The organism is Microcoleus sp. CAWBG640 (assembly GCF_020883015.1).
Lineage (GTDB): Bacteria > Cyanobacteriota > Cyanobacteriia > Cyanobacteriales > Microcoleaceae > Microcoleus > Microcoleus anatoxicus.
Genome location: NZ_JAHRFC010000031.1, coordinates 19,418 through 40,425, shown reverse-complemented (window position 1 = coordinate 40,425; position 21,008 = coordinate 19,418). Strand labels below are relative to the sequence as shown.

The window sequence follows — 21,008 nt, the reverse complement described above, 5'->3', positions numbered from 1 at the left end:
CTAATCTCCAGAAACCGGGTTTTTCGCAAAATCTACGACTCAAACCCCAAATCTCGAAAAAACCCGGTTTCTTTAACCCCATTCACCTACCCAAAGGAACAAACAAATGACAAAAGCACTACCAGGAAAAAAAGGATGGCTAGCCCAAGTTGGCGATTTCGCTAAAGCCGCATTCATGCCCGCAGTATATAACACAGACCGCATTTCCGAAACCCACATCGAGAACACAGGCAGAACAATCCAAGCCAACAAAGAAATCGAAGCAAGCAGGCAAGAACTCCGCCAAAAAGAACTCGTACTACAAGAATTTCAACGACAAGCCAACCTCACTTTTCAAGCCGAAGAAGGTAATCTCAACCGCTCCTTACAATCAGAACTAGCAAGACTAAACCGCGAATCCCAAACCCAAGAAGGAATGCTAAACCGTCAAATGCAAGAACAACTTGCAAAAATCAACCGCGACTTTCAAGCCAACGAAGGCAAACTCAATCGCGAACACCAAATCCAACTAGAAATATTTAGAGGCGAACTCCAAAAATGGTGCATCGAACAGCAAAAAGAACTGCAACTACACCTCAAAAACCTCGACGCTCAACTCGCCCGCGAACTCCGAATTTATGACCGACAAAGTAGCATCGAAGCTATTCAAGAACAGAAAAGACAAAACAACTCTCCCATCTGGTTAATCGCCCAAGATATAGTCAACTCCAATCCCGCTCAAAACCCGATTCCCCTGCGAGTTTTCCTCTCGCCTCCCAGCCTACAATTCGACCGTTCCGGCGATGGGAATGATGCCGCCAAAGGCTTTCCAGATATGGAAAAATTTCTGGGAATTTACCTGCAACAATTCTTTGAAAAATATTCCGCCCAAGGAAGACCAATCGAATTTTTATCTGGTGCTTGGACAAGCAAGTTTTTTCACAGCCAAGCAGCCACAAAAACCATGTTTAACGGCTTAAAAACCGAGCCGACATTAATTTTAGAATCCGTTGCGGAAGGCGATATTTTCAACCTCAACTTTGGTTATTGGGGTTTGAATTGGGCAACTTATCGTTACAAATCACCGATTCCCATGCTACCTTGGCGCGAGGTACTTTTTGATTTTGCTAAAGACAGGGCATTGCAGTGGCAAGCTCAGCGACAAGCCTACATTGCTCAGGGTAATAGCGCTGAAAAATTTGATAAAGTTTTAGGTAATGAAGCTGTTAATAGTTTCTTGCACAACCTCGAAATTATTGACAATGAACGGATGTGCGAAGCAATGGGAATTGACCCCACCGACAGCCCGCGTCCCTACAGCATTCACAAAAAAGATTATGAAAGATTTCAGCAATTTATCGGTGTTTGTCACTGTTTGATTGCTGGATTGCTGGCCGATGAATACTTTTTGATTCACGTCTCCTCAGACGTGCGGCAGCGGCCTCTATTGCCTCAGTTACTCCCTGATTTGTTGCAAGATATGCCCAAGGAGGAACAGGAACAATTAGTAGAAATAGCGATTAATTTCTACGAAATGTTGTATAATATTATTGGCGAATCTGAATCGGCATGGATTCCTGAACTGAAGTTAGATTTAGCTGAAGGTTTGCTGAATTTGCCGGATAAGCGTTGGGCGGCGACACAAATTTTTGAGTCGGTGAAAGCTTGGCTAAAATTACGCGGTTTGTCGGTACCGGAAACAAACAAGGAAATTTTGGATGCCCTCGATGTGGCTTTGACAATTGATGATTTGAAATATGCTGGAAAACTGAATAGCTGTTTGGTGGCTGTGGGCAAAACTCGCCAATTTAGCGTGATTGAATCTTGTTACAACCGAGCGATTGGGCGCTGCAAACAGGAAAACTATGCAGCGGCAATTGTGGATTTCAATCAAGTGCTGCAACTGAATCCTAATTTTGCTAAGGCTAATTTCAATCGGGGATTGGCCTATGCTAAGTTGGAGCAGTATCGGGCGGCGATTGAAGATTACACTCAATATTTACGGCTGGACCCCAACAATGCTGATACTTGGAACAATCGAGGTAATGCTTATTACAAGTTGAGAGAATACGAGCAGGCAATTTCTGATTACAATCAAGCCTTAAATCTCAATCCAAATTTGTCGAGTGTAGCGCACAATCGCGATGTGGCTCAAGGTGTTTGGGATGAGAAAAAATGGTTGCGGCAACAAGAAGTAGAGAAACAGCAGCTTCAGGCTGAACAAGAACGTCAGCGGAAATTAGAAGCAGAACAGCAACGTCGCGCTGAAGAAGAATCTAAGGGGAAAGAATTTCAGTTCGAGATTGTTACTGTTAATAATCGAGGGCAAGAAGTTAGCCGCAAACCGGGGAAATCTTATCAGAAAGTTGCAGATTTGGGCAATGGGGTAAATTTGGAAATGGTTTATATTCCCGGTGGTAGCTTCCAGATGGGTTCATCTGAAAGTAGTTCGGAACAACCAGTGCATCCAGTAACTGTACAACCTTTTTATCTAGGCAAATATCCGATTACTCAAGCACAGTGGGAAGCGGTGATGGGAAACAACCCATCTCGTTTCAAAGGTGCGAAACGTCCTGTAGAACAAGTAATTTGGGATGAGGCTGTGAAATTCTGCCAAAAACTTTCTGAAAACACAGGGAAGACTTATCGTTTACCTGCGGAAGCGGAATGGGAATATGCTTGTCGCGCCGGAACTACAACACCTTTCTATTTTGGTGACACGATTACGCCGGATTTAGTTAATTATGATGGCAATAATCCCTACGGTTCTGCGCCGAAGGGACTTTACCGCGAACAAACAACGGATGTGGGGAGTTTTCCGCCTAATTCCTTTGGTTTATACGATATGCACGGGAATGTTTGGGAATGGTGCAGCGATAAATGGCATGGTAATTATAGTGGCGCACCGACTGACGGAAGTTCCTGGGAAACTGGAACAGATAATAACCGGGTGCAGCGTGGTGGTTCTTGGTACGGCAATGCGGTCAATTGCCGTAGTGCCAATCGTAGCTACTACTCGGCGGGCGACAGGTGGAGGGACAGGGGTTTTCGCGTAGCGGTTGCTTCGATTTCTTCCTCGTCCTAGTTTTCCCGGCGAGGACTCTTCTCTACTCTCTAGCCCTTTTTCCCTTTTCCCTCTTTCCTCTTTACCCTTTTAGGCGCGTCAGCGCCCTTTAAATTTTTTTGGAAAATGGGGGTGACATCAAGTAGTAGGGTGCGTCGCCCGCAACAATCTACAAATCAAATCGACAATCTCACAGCGACGCACCGCAACAGACAGTCACTTAGGTGCGTCGCCATCTCAAGTCTGCCAATTTCATCTAAAATCTCACAGCGACGCACCCTACAAATTTGTAGCACCGCGACAGTCACTTGCGTAAACTTTTCTTACATTCGACTTAAGTAGCGATTTATTTGAGATTATTAGAACGTATCCATTTTTCTCGTGGAAGCGAGAGAGTGGAGAAGGGATAGGCACTTCCGAGTGCAGCGTGGTGGTTCTTGGAACGACAATGCGGTCAATTGCCGTAGTGCCAATCGTAACTACAACTCGGCGGACAACAGGTGGAGGAACAGGGGTTTTCGCGTAGCGGTTGCTTCGATTTCTTCCTCGTCCTAGTTTTCCCGGCGAGCACTCTTCGCTATCAGAACTAGCAGATGGGAATTTGTTAGGCGTGTAAGAAGAGTCCAGACCTGTTCCCGTGATGAAAGCAATTTTATCCGAATATAAAACCGAATCGGGGAGCTTGGTAGGAATTCCGAACAGTTTCCCGATTTACAATTACAATACTCGGCGGTTGAAACCGCGTCTACACAGACGAAACCCGCCTTCGCGGGTTAAGATTTTAATGAATGAATTGCCAATTATTCAAAAAACCTATGACTTGATTAAATGGTATGTTCCCATTTTAAACCGACTGCCAAAAGATTACAAGTTTACGCTAGGTAACAGAATTATTGAGGGAATGTACGATTTCTTAGAAGGTTTAATTATCGCCCGTTATGCCTCGGAGAAACTATCTTTACTGACCACCTTAAATGCTAAGCTAGATATCTTGCGCCATCAAACCAGATTGCTAGTAGATTTTAATGTTATGTCAACAGAACGTTATGAATATGTAGGAAAATTATTCAATGAAATCGGCGCGGAACTAGGCGGTTGGATTAAACAGCAGCGACAAAAGAAATAACATTAAAAATAATGGTACAAATTTTAGATCCCCCTAAATCCCCCTTAAAAAGGGGGACTTTGAGAAGAACCCCTAAATCCCTCTTAAAAAAATGCCACAAATCTTAGATCCCCCTAAATCCCCCTTAAAAAGGGGGACTTTGAGAAGAACCCCTAAATCCCTCTTAAAAAAATGCCACAAATCTTAGATCCCCCTAAATCCCCCTTAAAAAGGGGGACTTTGAGAAGAACCCCTAAATCTCGTTTTTAAGGAGGACTTTGAGTATATTCTTGTCCCCCCCTTATTAAGGGGGGCTAGGGGGGATCTAGCATTTGCAGCAAACATTAAAGCAATTGATATAAAGCCATGAAGCGTTACGGTAATCTTTGGCAAAAAATTGTAGATTTTGGCAACTTGCTGTCAGCAGCAAAGCTAGCACAGCAAGGAAAAAAATTTCGCCCTAATGTCCTTGCTTTCAATTATAACCTAGAACGAGAACTGTTTAAACTGAAAGAAGAACTAGAATCAAAAACTTATCGACCAGGCCCTTATAAAACCTTTGAAATTGTCGAACCAAAGCGGCGGATGATATCGGCAGCGCCTTATCGAGATAGAGTGGTTCACCACGCTTTGTGTAATATAGTAGTCCCGATTTTTGAACACACTTTCATCCACAATTCCTATGCAAATCGCATCGGTTTTGGGACTCACCGCGCTTTAAGGAAATTCACAGATTTTGCCCGTTCTAGTTCTTATGTTTTCCAGTGCGATATCAAAAAATATTTTCCCAGTATTGACCATGAAATTTTAAAGTTATTGGTAAGAAACAAAATTAAATGTGCCGATACATTATGGTTGATTGATACAGTTATCGATAATAGCAACCCGCAGCAATCTGTGGTAGAATATTTCCCAGGAGATGATTTACTATCGCCGCTGTCGAGACGTAGGGGTTTACCAATCGGCAATTTGTCGAGTCAGTTTTTTGCGAGTGTTTATCTCAATGGTTTTGACCATTTTGTTCTCGAACAGCTAAAAATTTCTAAATATGTCCGTTATGTGGATGATTTTGCCTTGTTTAGTGATGACCGTTTGCTACTGCAAGATGCTAGATTGGCAGTAGAGGAATATTTGGTTAAGTTACGGGTGAAAATTCATCCGATTAAAAGTCAGTTATTTGAGACAAAGCAGGGAGCAACTTTTGTGGGGTTTCGGGTGTTTCCCGACACTATCCGTGTGAGACAAGAAAGTTTGCGTAGGGGCCGTCGTCGGTTGAGGCGCTTGCAAAGAGAGTACGCGAATGGTGAAATAGAGTTAGTACAATTTGCTCGATCGCTTCAAAGTTGGGTGGCGCATTTGCAACATGGCGACACTTGGAATTTGAGACAAACAATGTCGATTTGTGGGATCAAAAATAAGGTTTGAAGCAAATATTTGGAAAAAAAACCAGTTCCTGAATTTTCGCACGAGGACTAATTCCCAATTCCCAATTCCCAATTCCCAATTCCCAATTACTAATTACCAATTCCCAATTACCAAACTATAATATAACTTTACACTTTTTTCATATAAGTTGTGCAAGAAGACTTCCGACTGATCGTTGACTTAGTTCTAGTTCTCGCTGCTGCCGCAGCAGGAGGATTGTTCGCATCGCTTTTGCGACAGCCGGTAATTCTGGGCTATCTCCTCGGAGGGATGGTAGTGGGGCCTGCTGGTTTAGGGCTGATTAAAGAATTAATTCAGGTAGAGACTTTGGCTGAATTCGGCGTTGCTTTTTTGTTGTTTGCGCTGGGAGTTGAATTTTCCTTCGCCGAACTACAGAAAGTTAAAGCAATTAGTCTCGGCGGTGGGACTTTACAAATTGTCCTCACCATCGCAATTACTACTTTCACCTCTTTAGCTGTAGGCTGGGTAGAATCACCAGCCCAAGGCGTGTTTCTGGGGGCAATTCTGTCACTCTCCTCCACAGCAGTGGTACTGAAGTGCTTGATGGAACGCAATGAAGCTGGTACTTCCCACGGTCAAGTAATGCTGGGAATATTGGTAGTTCAAGATTTAGCATTGGGACTAATGCTAGCAGTTTTGCCCGCCCTCAACCAGCCCATAGAAACCATTGGGATCACGATCGCCTTTGCGCTGCTGCGAATTAGTTTATTTGCTGCGGGGGCTGTAGTTGCGGGCATTTGGGTGATTCCTCGCTTGCTGCGCTATTTGGCTAGAACAGAGAGTCGGGAACTGTTTTTGCTGGGAGTTGTGGTTTTGGCTTTGGGGATTGCGCTGCTGACTGAATATTTGGGTTTCTCGATCGAGATGGGAGCATTTGTAGCAGGTTTAATGATTTCGGAGGTGGAATATGCTGACCAAACTCTAACTTATGTGGAGCCTTTGCGAGATATATTTGCATCCCTATTTTTTGTCACCATTGGAATGTTAATCGACCCGTTTTTTCTCTGGAACCATCTAGAATTAATCCTGGGACTGGTATTTTTAGTATTTGTCGGCAAGTTCTTGATTATAACGCCGATCGTCCGATTGTTTGGCTATCCACTAAAAACAGCATTAATCGCAGGTTTGGGCTTAGCTCAAATTGGAGAATTCTCCTTTGTTCTCGCCAGTTCCGGCCAAGCATTGGGACTGGTTTCGCGAAATGTTTATCTATTAATTTTGGGAACGACAGCAGTTACCCTGGTACTGACACCATTTGTATTGAGAAGTGTCCCACAGTTATTGAAGTGGGCGGAAAACTTCGGGCCTTTGCGGCGCTATTTTGATGAAACATCTCAACCTGTGGAAATAGCTGAAAGTTTGCCGGAACAAAATCATATTGTGATTTGTGGCTACGGGCGAGTTGGTAGGAATTTAGTCAAAATGCTGCAAAGTCGCAACTGTTCGGTGGTGGTAATTGATGAGTCGGAAAGTAGAATTCAAGAGTGTAGACTCCAGGGAATTCCTTATATTTATGGTAATGCTGCTAGCTTGCACGTATTGGAAGCTGCGGGGGTGGAACGGGCAAAAGCAATGGCGGTGACGCTTCCCGATCCGATGAGCACTCGTTTGTGTCTCAAACGTGCTTTAGAATTAGTGCCTGATTTAGATATTGTGGTGCGAGCCAACAAAGATAAAGATATCGAATTGCTTTATCAACTTGGGGCTTGGGAAGTTGTGCAGCCGGAGTTTGAGGCTAGTTTGGAGCTTTCTTCGCATTTGTTGGCTGGTATTGGTTTGTCAGGTATTGCTATTGGCCGGGAAGTCCAGCAAATTCGCAGCAGTCGCTATCTGGAATTCCGACCTTCACGGGGAAATGCTGCTATTTCGCGGGATTTGCAAGTGGCGGTTCGGGATATGAACAGTGGTTGGTACAACCTCCCGGAAGGTTCTCCTATCGCTAGCATGACTCTGGAGGAAACTAATTTGCGGCAGTTGACAGGGGTCAGTGTGATGGCGATCGTCCGTCAAGATGGGGAAGAAATTGACTATCCTAATGGTAAGACTGCTTTGGAGTCTGGCGATCGCCTTTTGGTAGTCGGAGAACCGGAAGAACTTGTGAGTTTTGAGTTGCTGGCGAAGGGCGAAGCTGCTGTGCCCCAGGGGGATAGTTCTTGTCAGTGGCTGAGATTGCCAGCAAACAGTCCTTGGGTGGGCAAAAAACTCTCTGAGGTGGAGTTGCTGACTCAGTATGGGGTGGAGGTACGCGCCATCCGACGGGAAGGGAAATTTAGTCGCTGGCCCGATGGCAGTACGGATTTGCAAGAGGGCGATCGTTTGTTGTTGTGCGGAGGCTTCTACGAAATCGGCTTGATGCAGCGAACTGCTGCACCTCTGATTCAGCCACCTGTGGTCAAACTGCCTTTTGTCACCGCTCAAGTTAGCGAAAAGCTGTTTAGTGATTAGTCAGTGGGCAGTGGGCAGTGGGCAGTTGGTGGTTGGCAGTGGGCAGTTGGCAGAAATTATGCCCCATGCCCCATGCCCTAATCGCTGGTTTTGATATAAGCAATGGCTTGTCGCGAAACCAGAATTTGTTTTTCTGAGTCATCAAGGACGCAAATACAGTTATTGTCTTGCCAAAAAATTTTACCCACTAGCACGTCGTTGGTCACGAGTTTTAGTTCTATCTGTTGTTTGTCTTTGATGTAGCTTTGTATTAGGCGAACGCTGGGCAATCCGGTCTCAAATTCAGACATACTAGGAAATGGGTTATTTGGTCATTAGTCATTAGTCATTAGTTATTAGTCAAAGGACGAATGACTAATGACTTTAGAAGTCTATCAAGTAATCAGTTTTAACCAAAAGGGGTTTTATGCCGATCGAGTTTGCGAAGTATCATGGACTGGGCAATGATTTTATTCTGATTGACAATCGCCAGTCCTCAGAACCTGTGGTGACACCAGAACAAGCTGTGGTATTGTGCGATCGACATTTCGGGATCGGTGCAGATGGTGTGATCTTTGCTCTCCCTGGGCAAAATGGCACTGACTATACGATGCGGATTTTTAACTCCGATGGTTCGGAACCTGAAATGTGTGGTAATGGGATTCGCTGTTTGGCTAAGTTTATCGCCGATTTGGAAGGAGTGGAAATTTACCCCCCCCAACCCCCCCTTAGTAAGGGGGGGAGTGAATCTCAATCTGGTCTTAGTCAGGGGGGGAGTGCATCTCAATCTCGTCTTAGTCAGGGGGGGAGTGAATCTCAATCTCGTCTTAGTAAAGGGGGGAGTGAATCTCAATCTGGTCTTAGTCAAGGGGGGAGTGAATCTAAGACGCAGTACCGCATCCACACTCTGGCGGGTGTGATTAGCCCGGAATTGCGATCGGACGGTCAGGTTAAGGTGGATATGGGAGTTCCTCGGCTGCTGGCTGCGGAAATTCCGACAAGTTTGGCGGCACCGGATGCCAAAGTGATAGATGTGTCGATCGCGGTGGCAGATCGATCTTGGTCTGTTACTTGTGTCAGCATGGGTAATCCTCATTGCATTACTTTTGTGGAGGATGTTTCGGCTGTTAGTTTGGAAACTGTGGGCCCTCAATTTGAACACCACTCAGCATTCCCACAGCGTACAAATACGGAATTTATTCAAGTGATACATTCCGATTATGTAAAAATGCGGGTGTGGGAAAGAGGCGCAGGTGTTACTCTAGCTTGTGGAACTGGTGCTTGTGCTGCTGTGGTGGCTGGGGTATTGACTGGTAAGTGCGATCGAACCACTTCTGTTGAACTCCCTGGCGGCGTGTTGCAAATCGAATGGTCAGAAGTCTCAGGACGGATTTATATGACTGGGCCGGCACAGCGAGTATTTACGGGCTTGATTAGTCAATAGTCTGTTAACAGTTGACGGTTAACCGTGGATAGTTAACTGTTAACTGTTTGTTCAAAAATCTCAATTGTAAAATTAATTAGGTGAGCGTGCATGGCTGGAGGTATTTATCTGATTCAGGATGACGACAGGCTGCTGGAAATGATGGAACAGCCCTATGATTCAGAAGATCAGTTACAAGACTTGCTTGTAACTTATCCTAATCTGATTGCTGGAGACCAAATAGATCGGGCTACAGCGCGTAAGTGGTTGTTGATTTCGCGGGAAGTTTCAGTGCCGAGTGATGAGGAAACAGCCGTGCAGTGGTCTCTGGATCATTTGTTTATCGACCAAAATGCAGTGCCTACTTTGGTGGATGTCAGGCGCACTCCTAATGCTGCTCTCCGCCAACAAGTTTTAGGTCAGTCGATCGACTATGCTGCTAATGCCGTAGTTTATTGGCCCATAGATTCAATCATTGCTTTTTTTGAAGCTAATTGTCGCGATCGGGGTCGCGATCCAGAACAGATTTTTGAGGAATTTCTCGGTGCGGATGCAAATGAAGATCGGTTTTGGCAGAAGGTGAAAACTAATTTACAAGCTGGTAAAATCCGTTTGGTTTTTGTAGCTGAGGAGATTTCTTCTGAAATGCGCCGGGTGGTGGAATTTCTCAACGAACAAATGGACCCGGTTGAAGTTTTTGCCCTGGAAATTAAGCAATATGTAAGTGAAGATGGTCTCAGAACTTTGGTTCCGAGAATCATCGGTCAGACAGCAGAAGCACAGCAGAAAAAATCGAGTGCAACGCGGGAAAGAAGACGCTGGGATGAATCGTCATTTTTTGCAGAACTGAAGGCTAGACGGGGCGCAGAAGAGGCGCAAATGGCCAAAGAAATTTATGTTTGGGTGAAAAATCAAGCACCGGAAATGGATATTCAGTGGGGTACGGGGGACACCTATGGAGGTTTTGCGGCTCACTTACATCTAAAAGCAAAAAAACCCTATCAGTTGTTTACGGTTAATATTGCTGGAAAAATGGAGATTTCGGCTCACAATTACGGTTCGCAGCGGCCGTTTAATCGGGAGGAAAAGTGGCTGGAACTGAGGAATAAGTTTAGTTCGATTGGGCTGTCGCTACCTACAGAACCTGGTGAGGTGCGATCGCCTAGTCTGGCTTTGTTTACTTTACAAGATGAATCAGACCTCAACCAAGTTATCGAAATTTTTGATTGGGTGGTTGCAGAAATTAAAAGCTAATAGTTATTAGTTATTGGTCATTAGAGAACCCCCCCTGCCCCCCCCTAGGGGGGAAGAAATTGGGCATTAGGGAACCCCCCCCTGCCCCCCCCTAGGGGGGAGAACATTGGGCATTAGGGAACCCCCCCCTGCCCCCCCTAGGGGGAAGAAATTGGGCATTATCACTAATAACCAATAACCAATAACTAATAACTAATATCGAATGTTTGCTTCTTTCATGCGACGCAGGGCTTCTCCCAGGCGATCGCAATCGGCAATCAAACTAACTCTGACATATCCTTCCCCACCAGGTCCAAAAGCATTGCCAGGAGTTACTACAACACCAGTTTGCTGCAAAACATTCAGGGCAAAATCCGTGGAACTCATGCCGCGAGTACAAGGAACCCAAAGATACATTGCAGCCAAAGGTTTAGGAATATTCCACCCCAATTCTGCCAATCCTGCCACCATATAATCTCGGCGAATGCTATAACGATTCTGCACTTCTTGCAAGTAACTATCGGGCAATTGCAGTGCGGTTTCTGCGGCGGTTTGCAATGCGGAGAATATACCGTAATCTAGGTTAGTTTTTAATGTCCGCAAACCTTGGATAATCTTGCTATTTCCTACTACAAAACCGACTCTCCATCCAGCCATATTGTAGGTTTTTGACATCGTGTGAAATTCGACACCGATTTCTTTGCCGCCGGGAATTTCTAATAAACTTGTGGGTTGATAGCCGTCAAAGGCTAATTCGGCATAACACAAGTCATGAACTAACAAGATTTGATGCTTGTGCGCGAAAGCCACAACATCTTTAAAAAATTCGCGGGGTGCAGTCGCCCCAGTCGGATTACTGGGATAATTGAAGTAGAGTATTTTGGCTTGTTGCGCTACGCTGTCGGGAATGTCGGCTAAGTCAATTACCCAGTCGTTTTCTGGTTTGAGGATAATGTTGTGAACTTTTGCGCCGGCGATAATCGGGCCGCGAAATAATACGGGATAAGCAGGACTTGGTACTAATATTACATCTCCTGGATTGATGTAAGTCATCGCAAAGTGCGCTAAACCTTCTTTGGAACCCAATAAAGGTAATGCTTCGCTTTCTGGGTCTAATTCAACGTTGTAGCGGCGGCTGTACCATTTGGTAATGGTACGGCGAAAACTTGTTGTTCCTTCAAAGGGTGGATAGCCATGATTTGCTGGATTTTGGATGGCTGCGACGGCGGCATCTACTACTGGCTGGGGAGTCGCACCGTCTGGGTTTCCCATTCCCAAGTCTATTAAGTCTAGTCCTTGTTCGCGGGCACGGGCTTTGAGTTCGTCGAGACGGGCAAATACATAGGGTGGCAGTGTTTGCAACCTGTCAGCAGGGCTAATCCAATCCAAGGTCATTAGTTTGTTATCAGTTGTTAGTGTTAGTTGTTTTTGGTCAAAACTGTACTATTTAAAAGTTTAGTCGATCGAGGACTATAATCCTGACTACTAACCCTTGTCATTTTTCTGGGTTGGTAGTGAGGACTTTAGTCCTCAAAGGTTTACTCGATCGAGGACTAAAGTCTTGACTTTTGAAGGCTGTTAATTCTTGACTTTTAATTCTCCCACAGGTGCGGTGGTAGAAACCATCGCTGCCATTAATTGTTCGGGAACTACTTTGAACGGTAGTCTGTGGATGTCGGAGTTGGGATTGCAAGCTATTTCGGCGGAGCGCTGCAATTCTGTTAGGCTAATGTCTCCAAGTCCTAGACTGTCTAAAGTTTGGGGTAATCCAATCTCGCCGTAGAATTTTAACAGTTGCTGTCTGGCTGTGGCCGCCAGTTGATTGTTTTGCAGCATTTCTTCTAGTCGCAGTTGGACTAAAATACCGTAGGCAACTTTTTCGCCGTGCAATGTTCCGTGACTTGCTAATAGATGAGTTAGGCCGTTGTGGACGGCGTGGGCGGCGACGGTGCGACATTGAGCACCCCCTATGCCGCCAATTACTCCTGCTAATAATACAACGGCATCTGTCACTTCTTGCCAGGTTTCGCTACCGGGTTCTTGGAGGGCGATCGCCGATTTTTGAAATAGGATATCTCGCAATATTCTAGCTTGTTGAACTGCCGAAACGATCATGGTTTGTTCGGAGTGTCCGCTGCTGACTGAGGCTTCGTACCATTTGGCGATCGCATCTCCGATTCCTGCTACTAATGTCCGCTGGGGGGCGGTTTGAATCAAGTCGTAGTCTAGTATCAGTAAATCTGGACATCTGGCTAATGTAACATCGTATTGGAAGGCACCTTGTTCTGAATAGATGTTAGAAAGGGCTGTCCAAGCGGCGCAGGTGGCTGCGGAGGTGGGAATTGTGGCGATCGGGATTTGGCACTGATAGGCTAGGAGTTTGGCTGCATCTAAGGCCTTGCCGCCACCAACCCCGATGATGAAATCAGCTTCATGGGTGGCGGCTGCTTCACGGAGGTTTGCCAAACTCATTTCGCTGCAATCTGTACCGTAGGCTATTTCAGCAAACTGTAGGGGCGGTGCCCCCGTGCCCGCCCGTGCCCCCGTGTCCGCCCGTGCCCCCGTGCCCGCCCGTGCCCCTGTGTCCGCCCGTGCCCCGCCTGCCCCAGCGCCTTGGAGGATTGGTTGCAGGAAAGGTTTGGCGGTGGCTAGGGAGTTGCTACCGCCGACGATGAGGGGGCGTTTTCCGAGACGGGCGATCGCCTCACGCGATCGGGCTAGGGCATTTTGACCCCGCAATACACAAGCGGGGGCAATTGTCAAGGATAATAGTGATGTGTCGGTTTTGGTTGAGGTAGAGGTTTGAGTCATTGAGCTGGGAGCGTAGTGACGAGTTGTGGAATTAGTGGACTTATAGGATAACTCTAACAAGGCTTTGGCAACGGTCGTGGTTTTCTCAAGTTTTTGTTAAGTATTGTGCGGGGTTGGAAGATGGGAAAGGGGATTTGAGGGGCGATCGGTATGATAAATATAGAAATATAGGCAATTTAAAGGATAAGGCAATGCTGACTAAACAAGATTGGGACTGGTTAGCAGTGTGTTCTCATTATCAAACTGCTGTCACAGTCCAGACACTTCTCAAAGAAGGAAAATCTATGGAAGCCACGGCAGGTTTAGAATCTTTAATTGAAGCAATGGTAAGAAGTGAAAAACGTGCATTAAAAAGCCAATTAATCCGTTTAATGCTTCACATTATTAAATGGAAATGTCAACCTCAAAAACCAACTTCTAGCTGGGCTATCAGTATTCTCACGGCGCGCCGGGAAATAGAAGATATTCAGGAAGAAGTCCCGAGTTTGAATCGTGATGCTGTGGAATCTATTTGGGATAAATGTTTTCAAGCAGCCGTAAAAGAGGCTGAAACCGAAATGAGGAAAGTTAAATGTCACTTAACATCCCTTTCTTGGTCTGAAGTTTTTGAGGATGAATATACTTTACCTGATGGCGATGGCTCAGATTAAAAGTAAAAACATCTGATTTTATATCCCCGAATTATTCAAGGGTGGCATATAGGTATTCTGTATTTTTAATCATTGGAAATCGGCTGTTTTCTTTTCCTAAACAAACCGGACATACTTAAACCAGTCACTAGCAAACCAATCATTCCCAACCCGTTTAAAACGGGGTAAATTGCTTGCAAATTCAAGATTTCACCTGTATGGATTTTCAATAAAAATCTGGCTGAAATTCCTGTATCTATCGGCCACTCTTTAACCATGCTTGCTAACATTCCCGTCACCACAGTCATCGTCAGTGGCAAAGCAATAATAATACCTAGAATACGGTGATACTTGCGAAATGCTTTCTTCATAAGGATTAAAGATATCAGTAAATTGAAGTTATGTAAGGTCTAGGGTGGAGTGCTTGTTTCTGGATACTGTAAACTTATAACTAGAAACAAGCAATCAGTAGGGAATTTTAGGACTTGGGAATGCTACTAATAGTCTTATCCAAAGACTGTAATTCTGCCATCACCTTGTCTTTATTGGGCTGAGACTTTTTGAGTTCACTCGTCAATTTTTCTGCCATATCTTCCACTGCATCGTAGCTTTTGGGGGCTTTAGCCTTGATGCCGTCTTCAACCTTCTTCCAGGCATCCTCGAATTTACTAAATTCTGTCTTGGCTTTCGCAAAGTTGCCAGTTTCAACTGCTGCTTTGGTGTTGGAAACTACACGACTCAACTCTGCATAGTTTCCCTGGGATGCTGCTTTCTCAGTTTTATCAGCAGTGCCAGCATTTACAGCAGTAGCAGCAGGAACGGCTGACGGTGAGCTTTGGGGAGTGGAAGCTTCCTTACCGCTTTCGCAACCAGCCAAAGTTAGAAGGCCGATCGCGCTCAGGACAATGATTTGATTGAAACGAGCCATGAAAAATCCTCACATAGATGGATACTAGAATCTATTGTGTCACAAAGAAATGCGATCGGTGGGAATAAATCAAAATCTTGCGGGATGGTCGATTTTGAAGTTGGAAGTGGGTTGATAGTTTGGTAAGTTTGATAGTTTGGGTTGAACCCAGTCAAACCCAACCTAGTGACTACCCTATTGTGTATTCTTGAGACTCATAAAGCTAATTCAGGGAGCGACATTCCCGATTTTATGGACGATAATCAACACAGATAATTAAGCCTATTACTAATTCTTTCACAACCGTTTCAGAAACTTTTCCGATACATCTGACAAATCGCTCAGTAGTTGCACTCCGAACTTGCAAAACATTGCCTCCTGAGTCTGCGTCTAAACAGTTTTCTTCAGTTCGCTGAATCAGAATCATGAAGGGGCGATTTTGAAATTTAGGTTGCCATGTAGCCACAGGAATTATAATCCGTATGGGAATAGAACTAAACATTTCCGAACTAATCACAACCGCAGGACGTGTTTTTTGAATTTCTTGCCCTCGGGTTGGATCGAGTTGTACCACCCAAACCTCTCCTCGTTTTGGGTTAGCAGTCATACTCAGTCTCCCAGTCTTCGCCATCGAGTACAGAAAACTCGGTTAATTCAGGATATGTCAAAAAATCTTCGGCTGTGGCAGGTATAAATGGTGCTAGTATTTTATGGCGTTCTGCGATCGGCAGGCTAGCAATTTCTCTAAGTGATAGCTTGAGAGTAGGTGCGGTTGCTGACGAACTGTTAGACTCAGAACTTTCGCTGGGTAACTGCTTTTTCTGTTCCGCTTTTTGCACGAGGAATTGTGCAAAGTCGAGCACTTCTTGTTGTTTTTCCGTTGGCAACTGTCGCAGATTCTCTAACACTGCTTGCTCAAAATTAATTGTTTCTGCCATTTCAATTACTTTCCCTAAGCGTTTATCGGTGTTGCTGCTGAAGTAAAATTTGCTTAGTTTCCTCTCGATTCAACTTAGAAAACCAAGTATCTTTATCCCAAATTGTTTGAATTTCAGTCAGCTTTACCTGAATATCCTTTGCTTGCAATTCCCGCATCAAATCCCGCTGCAAGGCTGAGAGATTCAGTCTATCTTGCTGTTCCTGTTCCTGCAACTCAATGCGACGTGCCGTTTGTGCTATGGTCAGCTTTAACAATTCGTTATCTGTGACATTTTTCGCTTTCGCGTATTCCAGCATTTCTTGAGAATAACGCTGTTTTGCTCGCTCTATAGCAATCCTAAATCATTTGTGAATTTCTTACTCCCTCCCCTTAATAAGGGGAGGGTTGGGGTGGGGTAAAAACTTTACGACTCATTTAGGACTGCTATATCTCAGTCGAATCCGATGAATTATTGGGAGAGGGAATCAGGATATCTCGGTACTTTTGAGAGTTATTGCCGAAGGCTTCTCCTAGTTTGTAGCCGATATTTCGGGCGATGGGTGAGAGCACTTCCAATATGTAGGGCGCGATGGCGAGGATTGCTTTTGCGAGCATAGATGTGGGTGAGGATGTGGTTGTTAATAGTGTAGCAGCTTGTAGGTTGGGTGGAAGAATGTAACCAACTCAATCTTTTTTTTGATCGCGCTCTATCGTGGCTAAATCACGGCTTAACTTTCTACGTTTGGGATTAGCACGCACAATGTGTTGGTGGTTATCGCTTGCTGGATAGAAATAGAGCGAGTCCTTGAATTTAACTTTATCAACACTTCTGCTTTTTCCTTGAGCTTCAATGCTTTTGCCTCTAGTAACAGGAACCGTTATATGAGCAATAAATTGCTTTCCCGAAATTTCATTCTCTGCCAAATTGCGCCTCCATTTTTGGATAAATAGTGGCAATTCTGACGTTCGCCGAAGGGCATATAAATAATTGCATAACCGCGATTTATAGGGATTTATAACCCCTTGCAGCAATTGACTAAAATAAACAATTTCGTACTCATCCCCCAATTCCTTCTGAAGTTGTTTCCATAAACTAATACCTTCTCTTTCAAAAGCTATCTCTTCCTGTGCACTCGCAAAACCAGCCGAAGCCGGATCATCCCAGTCAATAATTCCATCATAAATCTTTTGCCAATTGAGTAACCGTTCAATTGTTGCCTCACTCAGCGGTAATTCCCAGGGTTCAATATCACCACCATCATCTCTATCCCACAAGGGATAACAACTATAATCAGGCATTAACTTAATTCTTTGCAACATCATGATCTCTCCTGAGTAAACCGACGGATTAAATTTTGCCTGGTGGGATTAGCGCCAACAATATAGCCATTGCTTGCTACTTCCACAGAAATATATTGTATCGCACCATTCAACTCAATTTCATAAACTGTTCGACTTCTGCCTTGATTGCCTAAAATCCTACCGTTGATGACAGCAGCGATAACAGCATCAATAATTTTATCTTCAGGGATTCCCCTTCCTGCAAAATTTTCTGCGTGTTGCTTCCGAATGTGTTGCCACCCAGAACCATCATTACCAATCTCCAAAAAAACAATTTTACTATCCGGCAATCTGGCAATCCGCAGAATGTCATCTGGGTTATGCTTAACTCCAGTGGCCCGCAGTTGGGCGATTAACTCCTCTCTCTCAACCTCACCCATCAATAAAATTACCTCTAAACGTGCGATAATCTAAAATCTAAAATCTAAAATCTAAAATCGAATGACTGAACAGCCAACTGCAACCTACCGCACTGAAAGCGACTCGATGGGAGACAAACAAATCCCATCAAATGTCTATTATGGCATCCAAACTCTGCGCGCTATCGAAAATTTCCCGATTAGCGGGATTAAGCCTTTATCGACTTATGTTGATGCTTGTGTTTTAATTAAGAAAGCTACGGCGATCGCCAATGGTGAACTCGGCTGCATTCCGCAAGATATCAGTCAAGCTATTGTCCAAGCAGCCGACGAAATCCTAGCTGGTAAATTGCGGGATCAATTTGTAGTTGATGTCTATCAAGCTGGGGCCGGAACTTCTCACCACATGAATGTTAATGAAGTTCTTTCTAATCGCGCTTTGGAAATTATGGGTGATGAAAAAGGCAACTACAAGCGTGTTAGTCCTAACGATCATGTAAACTATGGACAATCGACCAATGATGTGATTCCGACGGCGATTCGGATTGGCGGATTGTTGGCGCTGGAAAAAACTTTGTTGCCGGCTTTGTTGAAGGCCGTAGCCGCTCTAGAAAGCAAAGCCACAGAATTTCAAGATATTGTAAAATCAGGCCGCACTCATATGCAAGATGCAGTGCCTGTGCGACTCGGTGAAACCTTCCGCGCTTGGGCTCAAATTCTCAGAGAACATACCTTGAGAATTCAAACTGCATCGGCGGATTTGACATCCTTGGGATTGGGTGGCAGTGCGGTGGGTACTGGCTTAAATACTCATCCTGAATATTGTCAAAAAGTTGCTGAAATTCTCTCGACATTAATTGATAAACCTCTGAAACCAGCGACACATTTAATGGCGGCTATGCAGAGTATGTCGCCGTTTGTAAATGTGTCTGGTTCGCTGCGAAATCTGGCTCAAGATTGCGTTAAAATGTCCCATGACTTGCGTTTGATGGACTCCGGACCGAAAACGGGTTTGAAAGAAATTCAACTGCCTCCGGTGCAGCCTGGTTCGTCAATTATGCCGGGAAAATACAATCCTGTGATGGCGGAAATGACTTCGATGGTTTGTTTTCAAGTCATGGGTTATGATAGTGCGATCGCCCTTTGTGCCCAAGCGGGACAATTGGAGTTGAACGTGATGATGCCCCTGATCGCCTACAATCTGATTCACAGCATCGAAATTTTGGGCAATACGATTAGTGCCCTGAGCACCAAATGTCTGGCAAAAATTGAAGCTAAGGGCGATCGATGTCTCGCTTATGCTGAAGGTAGTCTCGCCCTCGTTACCGCCCTCAACACCCACATCGGTTATCTCAACGCGGCGGCTGTTGCCAAAGAATCCCTAGAAACTGGCAAATCTTTGCGGCAAATTGTGCTAGAACGCGGTTTAATGAGTGCAGAAGACTTGGCAAAAGTTCTAGACTTAGAGAAAATGAGTGCGATGCCCACCTCTTCTGCTAAGTAAGCTCAACTTAAAAAAACAGAATACTCAGATCCCCAACTTTTTTAATAAGTCGGGGGTCTAACAGCAGATATCCCACCTTAAGTTATTCTTGGATAGTGTCAAGTTTCGGAGCAACATTTATGCGCGCAGGTTCTTTTAGTAAGTTAGTCCCTGATAGAGAGAATACAACGCAAGTTACCTTTTATTATGTGGAAGGTCAGGCAGAAACGTTTACAATTTCTATGCCTGCACGAGATTTTCAAGAGGAAGTAATGAATTTATTAAGCCAACCTTGGTTGACTTTTCATTTAAACGATCAAACCGTTTTTATCTGTACATCCAGAGTGGTGAAAGTGGAAATAAAACCCGCGATTCCAGAACTTCAAGGTCAAGGAATATTCCCTAACTCCCAGCGAGTTACGACAATGCAGCGTGGAGCTGCTGGCAGATTACCAATGGATATATAATTTAGTTATTGGTTATTGGTTATTGGTTACTTGCTACGCTCAGGGCGCAGCAAATAACCAATAACCATGAACAAACAACAAATAACCCATAAAATCATGCCTAAAGTTAGTTTAATTAGAGCTAATTCCTACGATCGCCAAATCTTGCAAAAATCCTTAGAAAGCTTGATAGCACCCTTGGGGGGAATGTCAGCTTTTGTCAAAGGTGGCGATCGTGTTCTACTCAAACCCAATCTCCTCACAGGTTCTCGCCCCACCAAAGAATGCGTCACCCGTCCAGAATTGGTCTATTGTGTGGCAAAAATGGTAATAGAAGCGGGTGGAAAACCGTTTTTAGGTGACAGCCCAGCCTTTGGGAGTGCTATGGGTGTTGCCAAAGCCAACGGCTATTTGCCACTGCTAGAAGAACTGAATTTGCCAGTAGTAGAATTTCAGGGAAAACGTTACGAAACTGTCAACGATGACTTCAATCATCTCCGGCTGTGCAAGGAAGCCATGGAAGCAGATGTGGTAATTAATTTGCCCAAATTGAAATCTCACGTCCAATTAACCGTCACCATGGGTGTGAAAAACTTGTTCGGCTGTGTTCCTGGTAAAATGAAGGCTTGGTGGCACATGGAAGCTGGTAAAGATAGTGCTAGATTTGGTGAAATGCTGGTAGAAACTGCACGCACGATTAACCCAAATTTGACTATTCTCGATGGGATTATTGGTCACGAAGGTAACGGGCCCAGTGGCGGCGAACCTAAGTTTTTGGGAATTTTGGGCGCATCAAGTGATGTGTTTGCTTTGGATAGAACAATTGTTGAAATTATTAATGCTAATCCCGCTAGTGTTCCGACTGTGGTGGCGGCGATGAAGTTGGGGCTTTGCTCGAATTTAGAGGCTATTGATTTTCCGCTGTTGCAGCCGGAAAGTCTCAAGGTGTGGGATTGGAAGTTGCCGGAAAATATGATGCCGATCGACTTTGGTATGCCTCGTGTGGTCAAGTCGGCGTTCAAACACCTTTATATCAGGTTTATCAAAGAAAGGTTCAACATCAAGGCTTCCGATTAGCTCTCGGAAAAGGAATCGGTAAAATTTTCTGTTGTTATGCCTTGTGCTTCGCCCTGTTAATTGTGAAGAAATATGACGCATATGTTAGAAAATAAAATATATTTTATGTTAAGCTTTAATAAGCCAGTTCTAAATCCTATGGTTTAAACTATTTGTATCACTGTATCGAGACTTCGTGAATGAGTCGTGGTGTTTTGCCACCTGGCAGCAATGGGAGATAATATCTAGGTATAAATACTTCTAATTGCGGTCAATTGGAACTAGAGTTAGTGGGAAGTTGCACTAAATCTTTATAATTGAGAGATAAATTATAAAGACTCAGTAAAGCTCGAAAAAGTATATTGACAATTGTACTGATCTTG

Annotated in this window: 21 protein-coding genes; 10 read left to right on the top strand and 11 right to left on the bottom strand. The window is 44.5% G+C overall.

The genetic code is table 11. The features are described 5' to 3' along the window. Nucleotides 1-106 precede the first annotated feature (106 nt). From AAFP11_RS16695 to AAFP11_RS16680, 4 genes are all read left to right on the top strand, one after another. Complete coding sequence (locus tag AAFP11_RS16695) at nt 107-3,064, top strand: tetratricopeptide repeat protein (RefSeq protein WP_341738086.1); 2,958 nt, start codon at nt 107-109, stop codon at nt 3,062-3,064. 619 nt (nt 3,065-3,683) lie between these two features. Continuing rightward, nucleotides 3,684-4,169, top strand: a complete 486-nt coding sequence (gene avd, locus AAFP11_RS16690; RefSeq protein ID WP_341738085.1) for a diversity-generating retroelement protein Avd — start codon at nt 3,684-3,686, stop codon at nt 4,167-4,169. 345 nt (nt 4,170-4,514) lie between these two features. Continuing rightward, nucleotides 4,515-5,573, top strand: a complete 1,059-nt coding sequence (locus AAFP11_RS16685; RefSeq protein ID WP_341738084.1) for an RNA-directed DNA polymerase — start codon at nt 4,515-4,517, stop codon at nt 5,571-5,573. Between the two features lie 150 nt (nt 5,574-5,723). After that, nucleotides 5,724-8,039, top strand: coding sequence for a cation:proton antiporter (locus AAFP11_RS16680; protein ID WP_341738083.1), 2,316 nt, complete (start codon nt 5,724-5,726; stop codon nt 8,037-8,039). Nucleotides 8,040-8,116: 77 nt separating this feature from the next. Here the strand turns inward: AAFP11_RS16680 and AAFP11_RS16675 are convergent, their stop codons facing one another. Next, entirely contained in the window at nt 8,117-8,329 is a 213-nt protein-coding gene (locus AAFP11_RS16675; RefSeq protein WP_341738082.1) for an RNA-binding protein hfq, read from the bottom strand. A 116-nt stretch (nt 8,330-8,445) separates the two neighbouring features. Here AAFP11_RS16675 and dapF point away from each other — a divergent pair, with 116 nt between their 5' ends. Next, the gene (dapF, locus tag AAFP11_RS16670) at nt 8,446-9,462 is read left to right on the top strand and encodes a diaminopimelate epimerase (RefSeq protein ID WP_341738081.1); all 1,017 of its coding nucleotides are present in this window, start codon (nt 8,446-8,448) and stop codon (nt 9,460-9,462) included. A 90-nt stretch (nt 9,463-9,552) separates the two neighbouring features. After that, a complete protein-coding gene (locus AAFP11_RS16665; protein ID WP_341738080.1) occupies nt 9,553-10,695 on the top strand; it encodes a hypothetical protein in 1,143 nt (380 codons plus the stop codon). 192 nt (nt 10,696-10,887) lie between these two features. On the opposite strand, the gene AAFP11_RS16660 is transcribed toward AAFP11_RS16665, so the two are convergent. Together AAFP11_RS16660 and AAFP11_RS16655 are read right to left on the bottom strand one after the other, a co-directional pair. After that, nucleotides 10,888-12,069 carry an aspartate aminotransferase gene (locus AAFP11_RS16660; RefSeq protein WP_341738079.1) on the bottom strand — a complete coding sequence of 394 codons (1,182 nt, stop codon included), beginning with the start codon at nt 12,067-12,069 and terminating at the stop codon, nt 10,888-10,890. 183 nt (nt 12,070-12,252) lie between these two features. Beyond that, nucleotides 12,253-13,485: an iron-containing alcohol dehydrogenase family protein gene (locus AAFP11_RS16655; protein WP_341738078.1), complete on the bottom strand. Its 1,233-nt coding sequence runs from the start codon at nt 13,483-13,485 to the stop codon at nt 12,253-12,255. A 191-nt stretch (nt 13,486-13,676) separates the two neighbouring features. Between AAFP11_RS16655 and AAFP11_RS16650 the strand changes: the two genes are divergently transcribed. Beyond that, on the top strand, nt 13,677-14,135 hold the full coding sequence (locus tag AAFP11_RS16650) for a DUF29 domain-containing protein (RefSeq protein WP_341738077.1): 459 nt from the start codon (nt 13,677-13,679) through the stop codon (nt 14,133-14,135). Between the two features lie 65 nt (nt 14,136-14,200). Here the strand turns inward: AAFP11_RS16650 and AAFP11_RS16645 are convergent, their stop codons facing one another. From AAFP11_RS16645 to AAFP11_RS16610, 8 genes are all read right to left on the bottom strand, one after another. Further along, nucleotides 14,201-14,485, bottom strand: coding sequence for a peptidase (locus AAFP11_RS16645; RefSeq protein ID WP_341738076.1), 285 nt, complete (start codon nt 14,483-14,485; stop codon nt 14,201-14,203). 107 nt (nt 14,486-14,592) lie between these two features. Next, nucleotides 14,593-15,042 carry a hypothetical protein gene (locus tag AAFP11_RS16640; RefSeq protein ID WP_341738075.1) on the bottom strand — a complete coding sequence of 150 codons (450 nt, stop codon included), beginning with the start codon at nt 15,040-15,042 and terminating at the stop codon, nt 14,593-14,595. Between the two features lie 229 nt (nt 15,043-15,271). Next, nucleotides 15,272-15,628 (bottom strand): type II toxin-antitoxin system PemK/MazF family toxin, encoded by a 357-nt coding sequence (locus AAFP11_RS16635; protein WP_341738074.1) that lies wholly within the window; start codon nt 15,626-15,628, stop codon nt 15,272-15,274. Beyond that, nucleotides 15,618-15,959, bottom strand: a complete 342-nt coding sequence (locus tag AAFP11_RS16630; RefSeq protein WP_341738073.1) for a DUF2281 domain-containing protein — start codon at nt 15,957-15,959, stop codon at nt 15,618-15,620. Before AAFP11_RS16630 ends, AAFP11_RS16635 begins: the two co-directional genes overlap by 11 nt. 22 nt (nt 15,960-15,981) lie before the next feature. Continuing rightward, on the bottom strand, nt 15,982-16,257 hold the full coding sequence (locus AAFP11_RS16625) for a hypothetical protein (RefSeq protein WP_341738072.1): 276 nt from the start codon (nt 16,255-16,257) through the stop codon (nt 15,982-15,984). Between the two features lie 127 nt (nt 16,258-16,384). Continuing rightward, nucleotides 16,385-16,555, bottom strand: coding sequence for a hypothetical protein (locus tag AAFP11_RS16620; RefSeq protein WP_341738071.1), 171 nt, complete (start codon nt 16,553-16,555; stop codon nt 16,385-16,387). Nucleotides 16,556-16,624: 69 nt separating this feature from the next. Further along, nucleotides 16,625-17,263, bottom strand: coding sequence for a hypothetical protein (locus AAFP11_RS16615; protein ID WP_341738070.1), 639 nt, complete (start codon nt 17,261-17,263; stop codon nt 16,625-16,627). Next, on the bottom strand, nt 17,260-17,661 hold the full coding sequence (locus AAFP11_RS16610) for a hypothetical protein (RefSeq protein WP_341738069.1): 402 nt from the start codon (nt 17,659-17,661) through the stop codon (nt 17,260-17,262). Before AAFP11_RS16610 ends, AAFP11_RS16615 begins: the two co-directional genes overlap by 4 nt. Nucleotides 17,662-17,722: 61 nt before the next feature. Here AAFP11_RS16610 and AAFP11_RS16605 point away from each other — a divergent pair, with 61 nt between their 5' ends. From AAFP11_RS16605 to AAFP11_RS16595, 3 genes are all read left to right on the top strand, one after another. Continuing rightward, nucleotides 17,723-19,144 carry an aspartate ammonia-lyase gene (locus AAFP11_RS16605; protein WP_341738068.1) on the top strand — a complete coding sequence of 474 codons (1,422 nt, stop codon included), beginning with the start codon at nt 17,723-17,725 and terminating at the stop codon, nt 19,142-19,144. Nucleotides 19,145-19,263: 119 nt separating this feature from the next. Continuing rightward, nucleotides 19,264-19,590 carry a hypothetical protein gene (locus tag AAFP11_RS16600; RefSeq protein WP_341738067.1) on the top strand — a complete coding sequence of 109 codons (327 nt, stop codon included), beginning with the start codon at nt 19,264-19,266 and terminating at the stop codon, nt 19,588-19,590. Between the two features lie 96 nt (nt 19,591-19,686). Continuing rightward, complete coding sequence (locus AAFP11_RS16595; RefSeq protein WP_341738105.1) at nt 19,687-20,646, top strand: DUF362 domain-containing protein; 960 nt, start codon at nt 19,687-19,689, stop codon at nt 20,644-20,646. The last annotated feature ends 362 nt before the right edge of the window (nt 20,647-21,008 follow it).

What these genes read in the sequence shown, in the direction of transcription:
- AAFP11_RS16665 (WP_341738080.1), top strand. Translation starts at nt 9,553, where the DNA reads ATGGCTGGAGGTATTTATCTGATTCAGGATGACGACAGGCTGCTGGAA.
- AAFP11_RS16605 (WP_341738068.1), top strand. Translation starts at nt 17,723, where the DNA reads ATGACTGAACAGCCAACTGCAACCTACCGCACTGAAAGCGACTCGATG.
- avd (WP_341738085.1), top strand. Translation starts at nt 3,684, where the DNA reads ATGAAAGCAATTTTATCCGAATATAAAACCGAATCGGGGAGCTTGGTA.
- AAFP11_RS16635 (WP_341738074.1), bottom strand. Translation starts at nt 15,628, where the DNA reads ATGACTGCTAACCCAAAACGAGGAGAGGTTTGGGTGGTACAACTCGAT.
- AAFP11_RS16660 (WP_341738079.1), bottom strand. Translation starts at nt 12,069, where the DNA reads ATGACCTTGGATTGGATTAGCCCTGCTGACAGGTTGCAAACACTGCCA.
- dapF (WP_341738081.1), top strand. Translation starts at nt 8,446, where the DNA reads ATGCCGATCGAGTTTGCGAAGTATCATGGACTGGGCAATGATTTTATT.
- AAFP11_RS16640 (WP_341738075.1), bottom strand. Translation starts at nt 15,042, where the DNA reads ATGGCTCGTTTCAATCAAATCATTGTCCTGAGCGCGATCGGCCTTCTA.
- AAFP11_RS16620 (WP_341738071.1), bottom strand. Translation starts at nt 16,555, where the DNA reads ATGCTCGCAAAAGCAATCCTCGCCATCGCGCCCTACATATTGGAAGTG.
- AAFP11_RS16595 (WP_341738105.1), top strand. Translation starts at nt 19,687, where the DNA reads ATGCCTAAAGTTAGTTTAATTAGAGCTAATTCCTACGATCGCCAAATC.
- AAFP11_RS16650 (WP_341738077.1), top strand. Translation starts at nt 13,677, where the DNA reads ATGCTGACTAAACAAGATTGGGACTGGTTAGCAGTGTGTTCTCATTAT.
- AAFP11_RS16655 (WP_341738078.1), bottom strand. Translation starts at nt 13,485, where the DNA reads ATGACTCAAACCTCTACCTCAACCAAAACCGACACATCACTATTATCC.
- AAFP11_RS16600 (WP_341738067.1), top strand. Translation starts at nt 19,264, where the DNA reads ATGCGCGCAGGTTCTTTTAGTAAGTTAGTCCCTGATAGAGAGAATACA.
- AAFP11_RS16630 (WP_341738073.1), bottom strand. Translation starts at nt 15,959, where the DNA reads ATGGCAGAAACAATTAATTTTGAGCAAGCAGTGTTAGAGAATCTGCGA.
- AAFP11_RS16610 (WP_341738069.1), bottom strand. Translation starts at nt 17,661, where the DNA reads ATGGGTGAGGTTGAGAGAGAGGAGTTAATCGCCCAACTGCGGGCCACT.
- AAFP11_RS16675 (WP_341738082.1), bottom strand. Translation starts at nt 8,329, where the DNA reads ATGTCTGAATTTGAGACCGGATTGCCCAGCGTTCGCCTAATACAAAGC.
- AAFP11_RS16625 (WP_341738072.1), bottom strand. Translation starts at nt 16,257, where the DNA reads ATGCTGGAATACGCGAAAGCGAAAAATGTCACAGATAACGAATTGTTA.
- AAFP11_RS16615 (WP_341738070.1), bottom strand. Translation starts at nt 17,263, where the DNA reads ATGATGTTGCAAAGAATTAAGTTAATGCCTGATTATAGTTGTTATCCC.
- AAFP11_RS16685 (WP_341738084.1), top strand. Translation starts at nt 4,515, where the DNA reads ATGAAGCGTTACGGTAATCTTTGGCAAAAAATTGTAGATTTTGGCAAC.
- AAFP11_RS16695 (WP_341738086.1), top strand. Translation starts at nt 107, where the DNA reads ATGACAAAAGCACTACCAGGAAAAAAAGGATGGCTAGCCCAAGTTGGC.
- AAFP11_RS16645 (WP_341738076.1), bottom strand. Translation starts at nt 14,485, where the DNA reads ATGAAGAAAGCATTTCGCAAGTATCACCGTATTCTAGGTATTATTATT.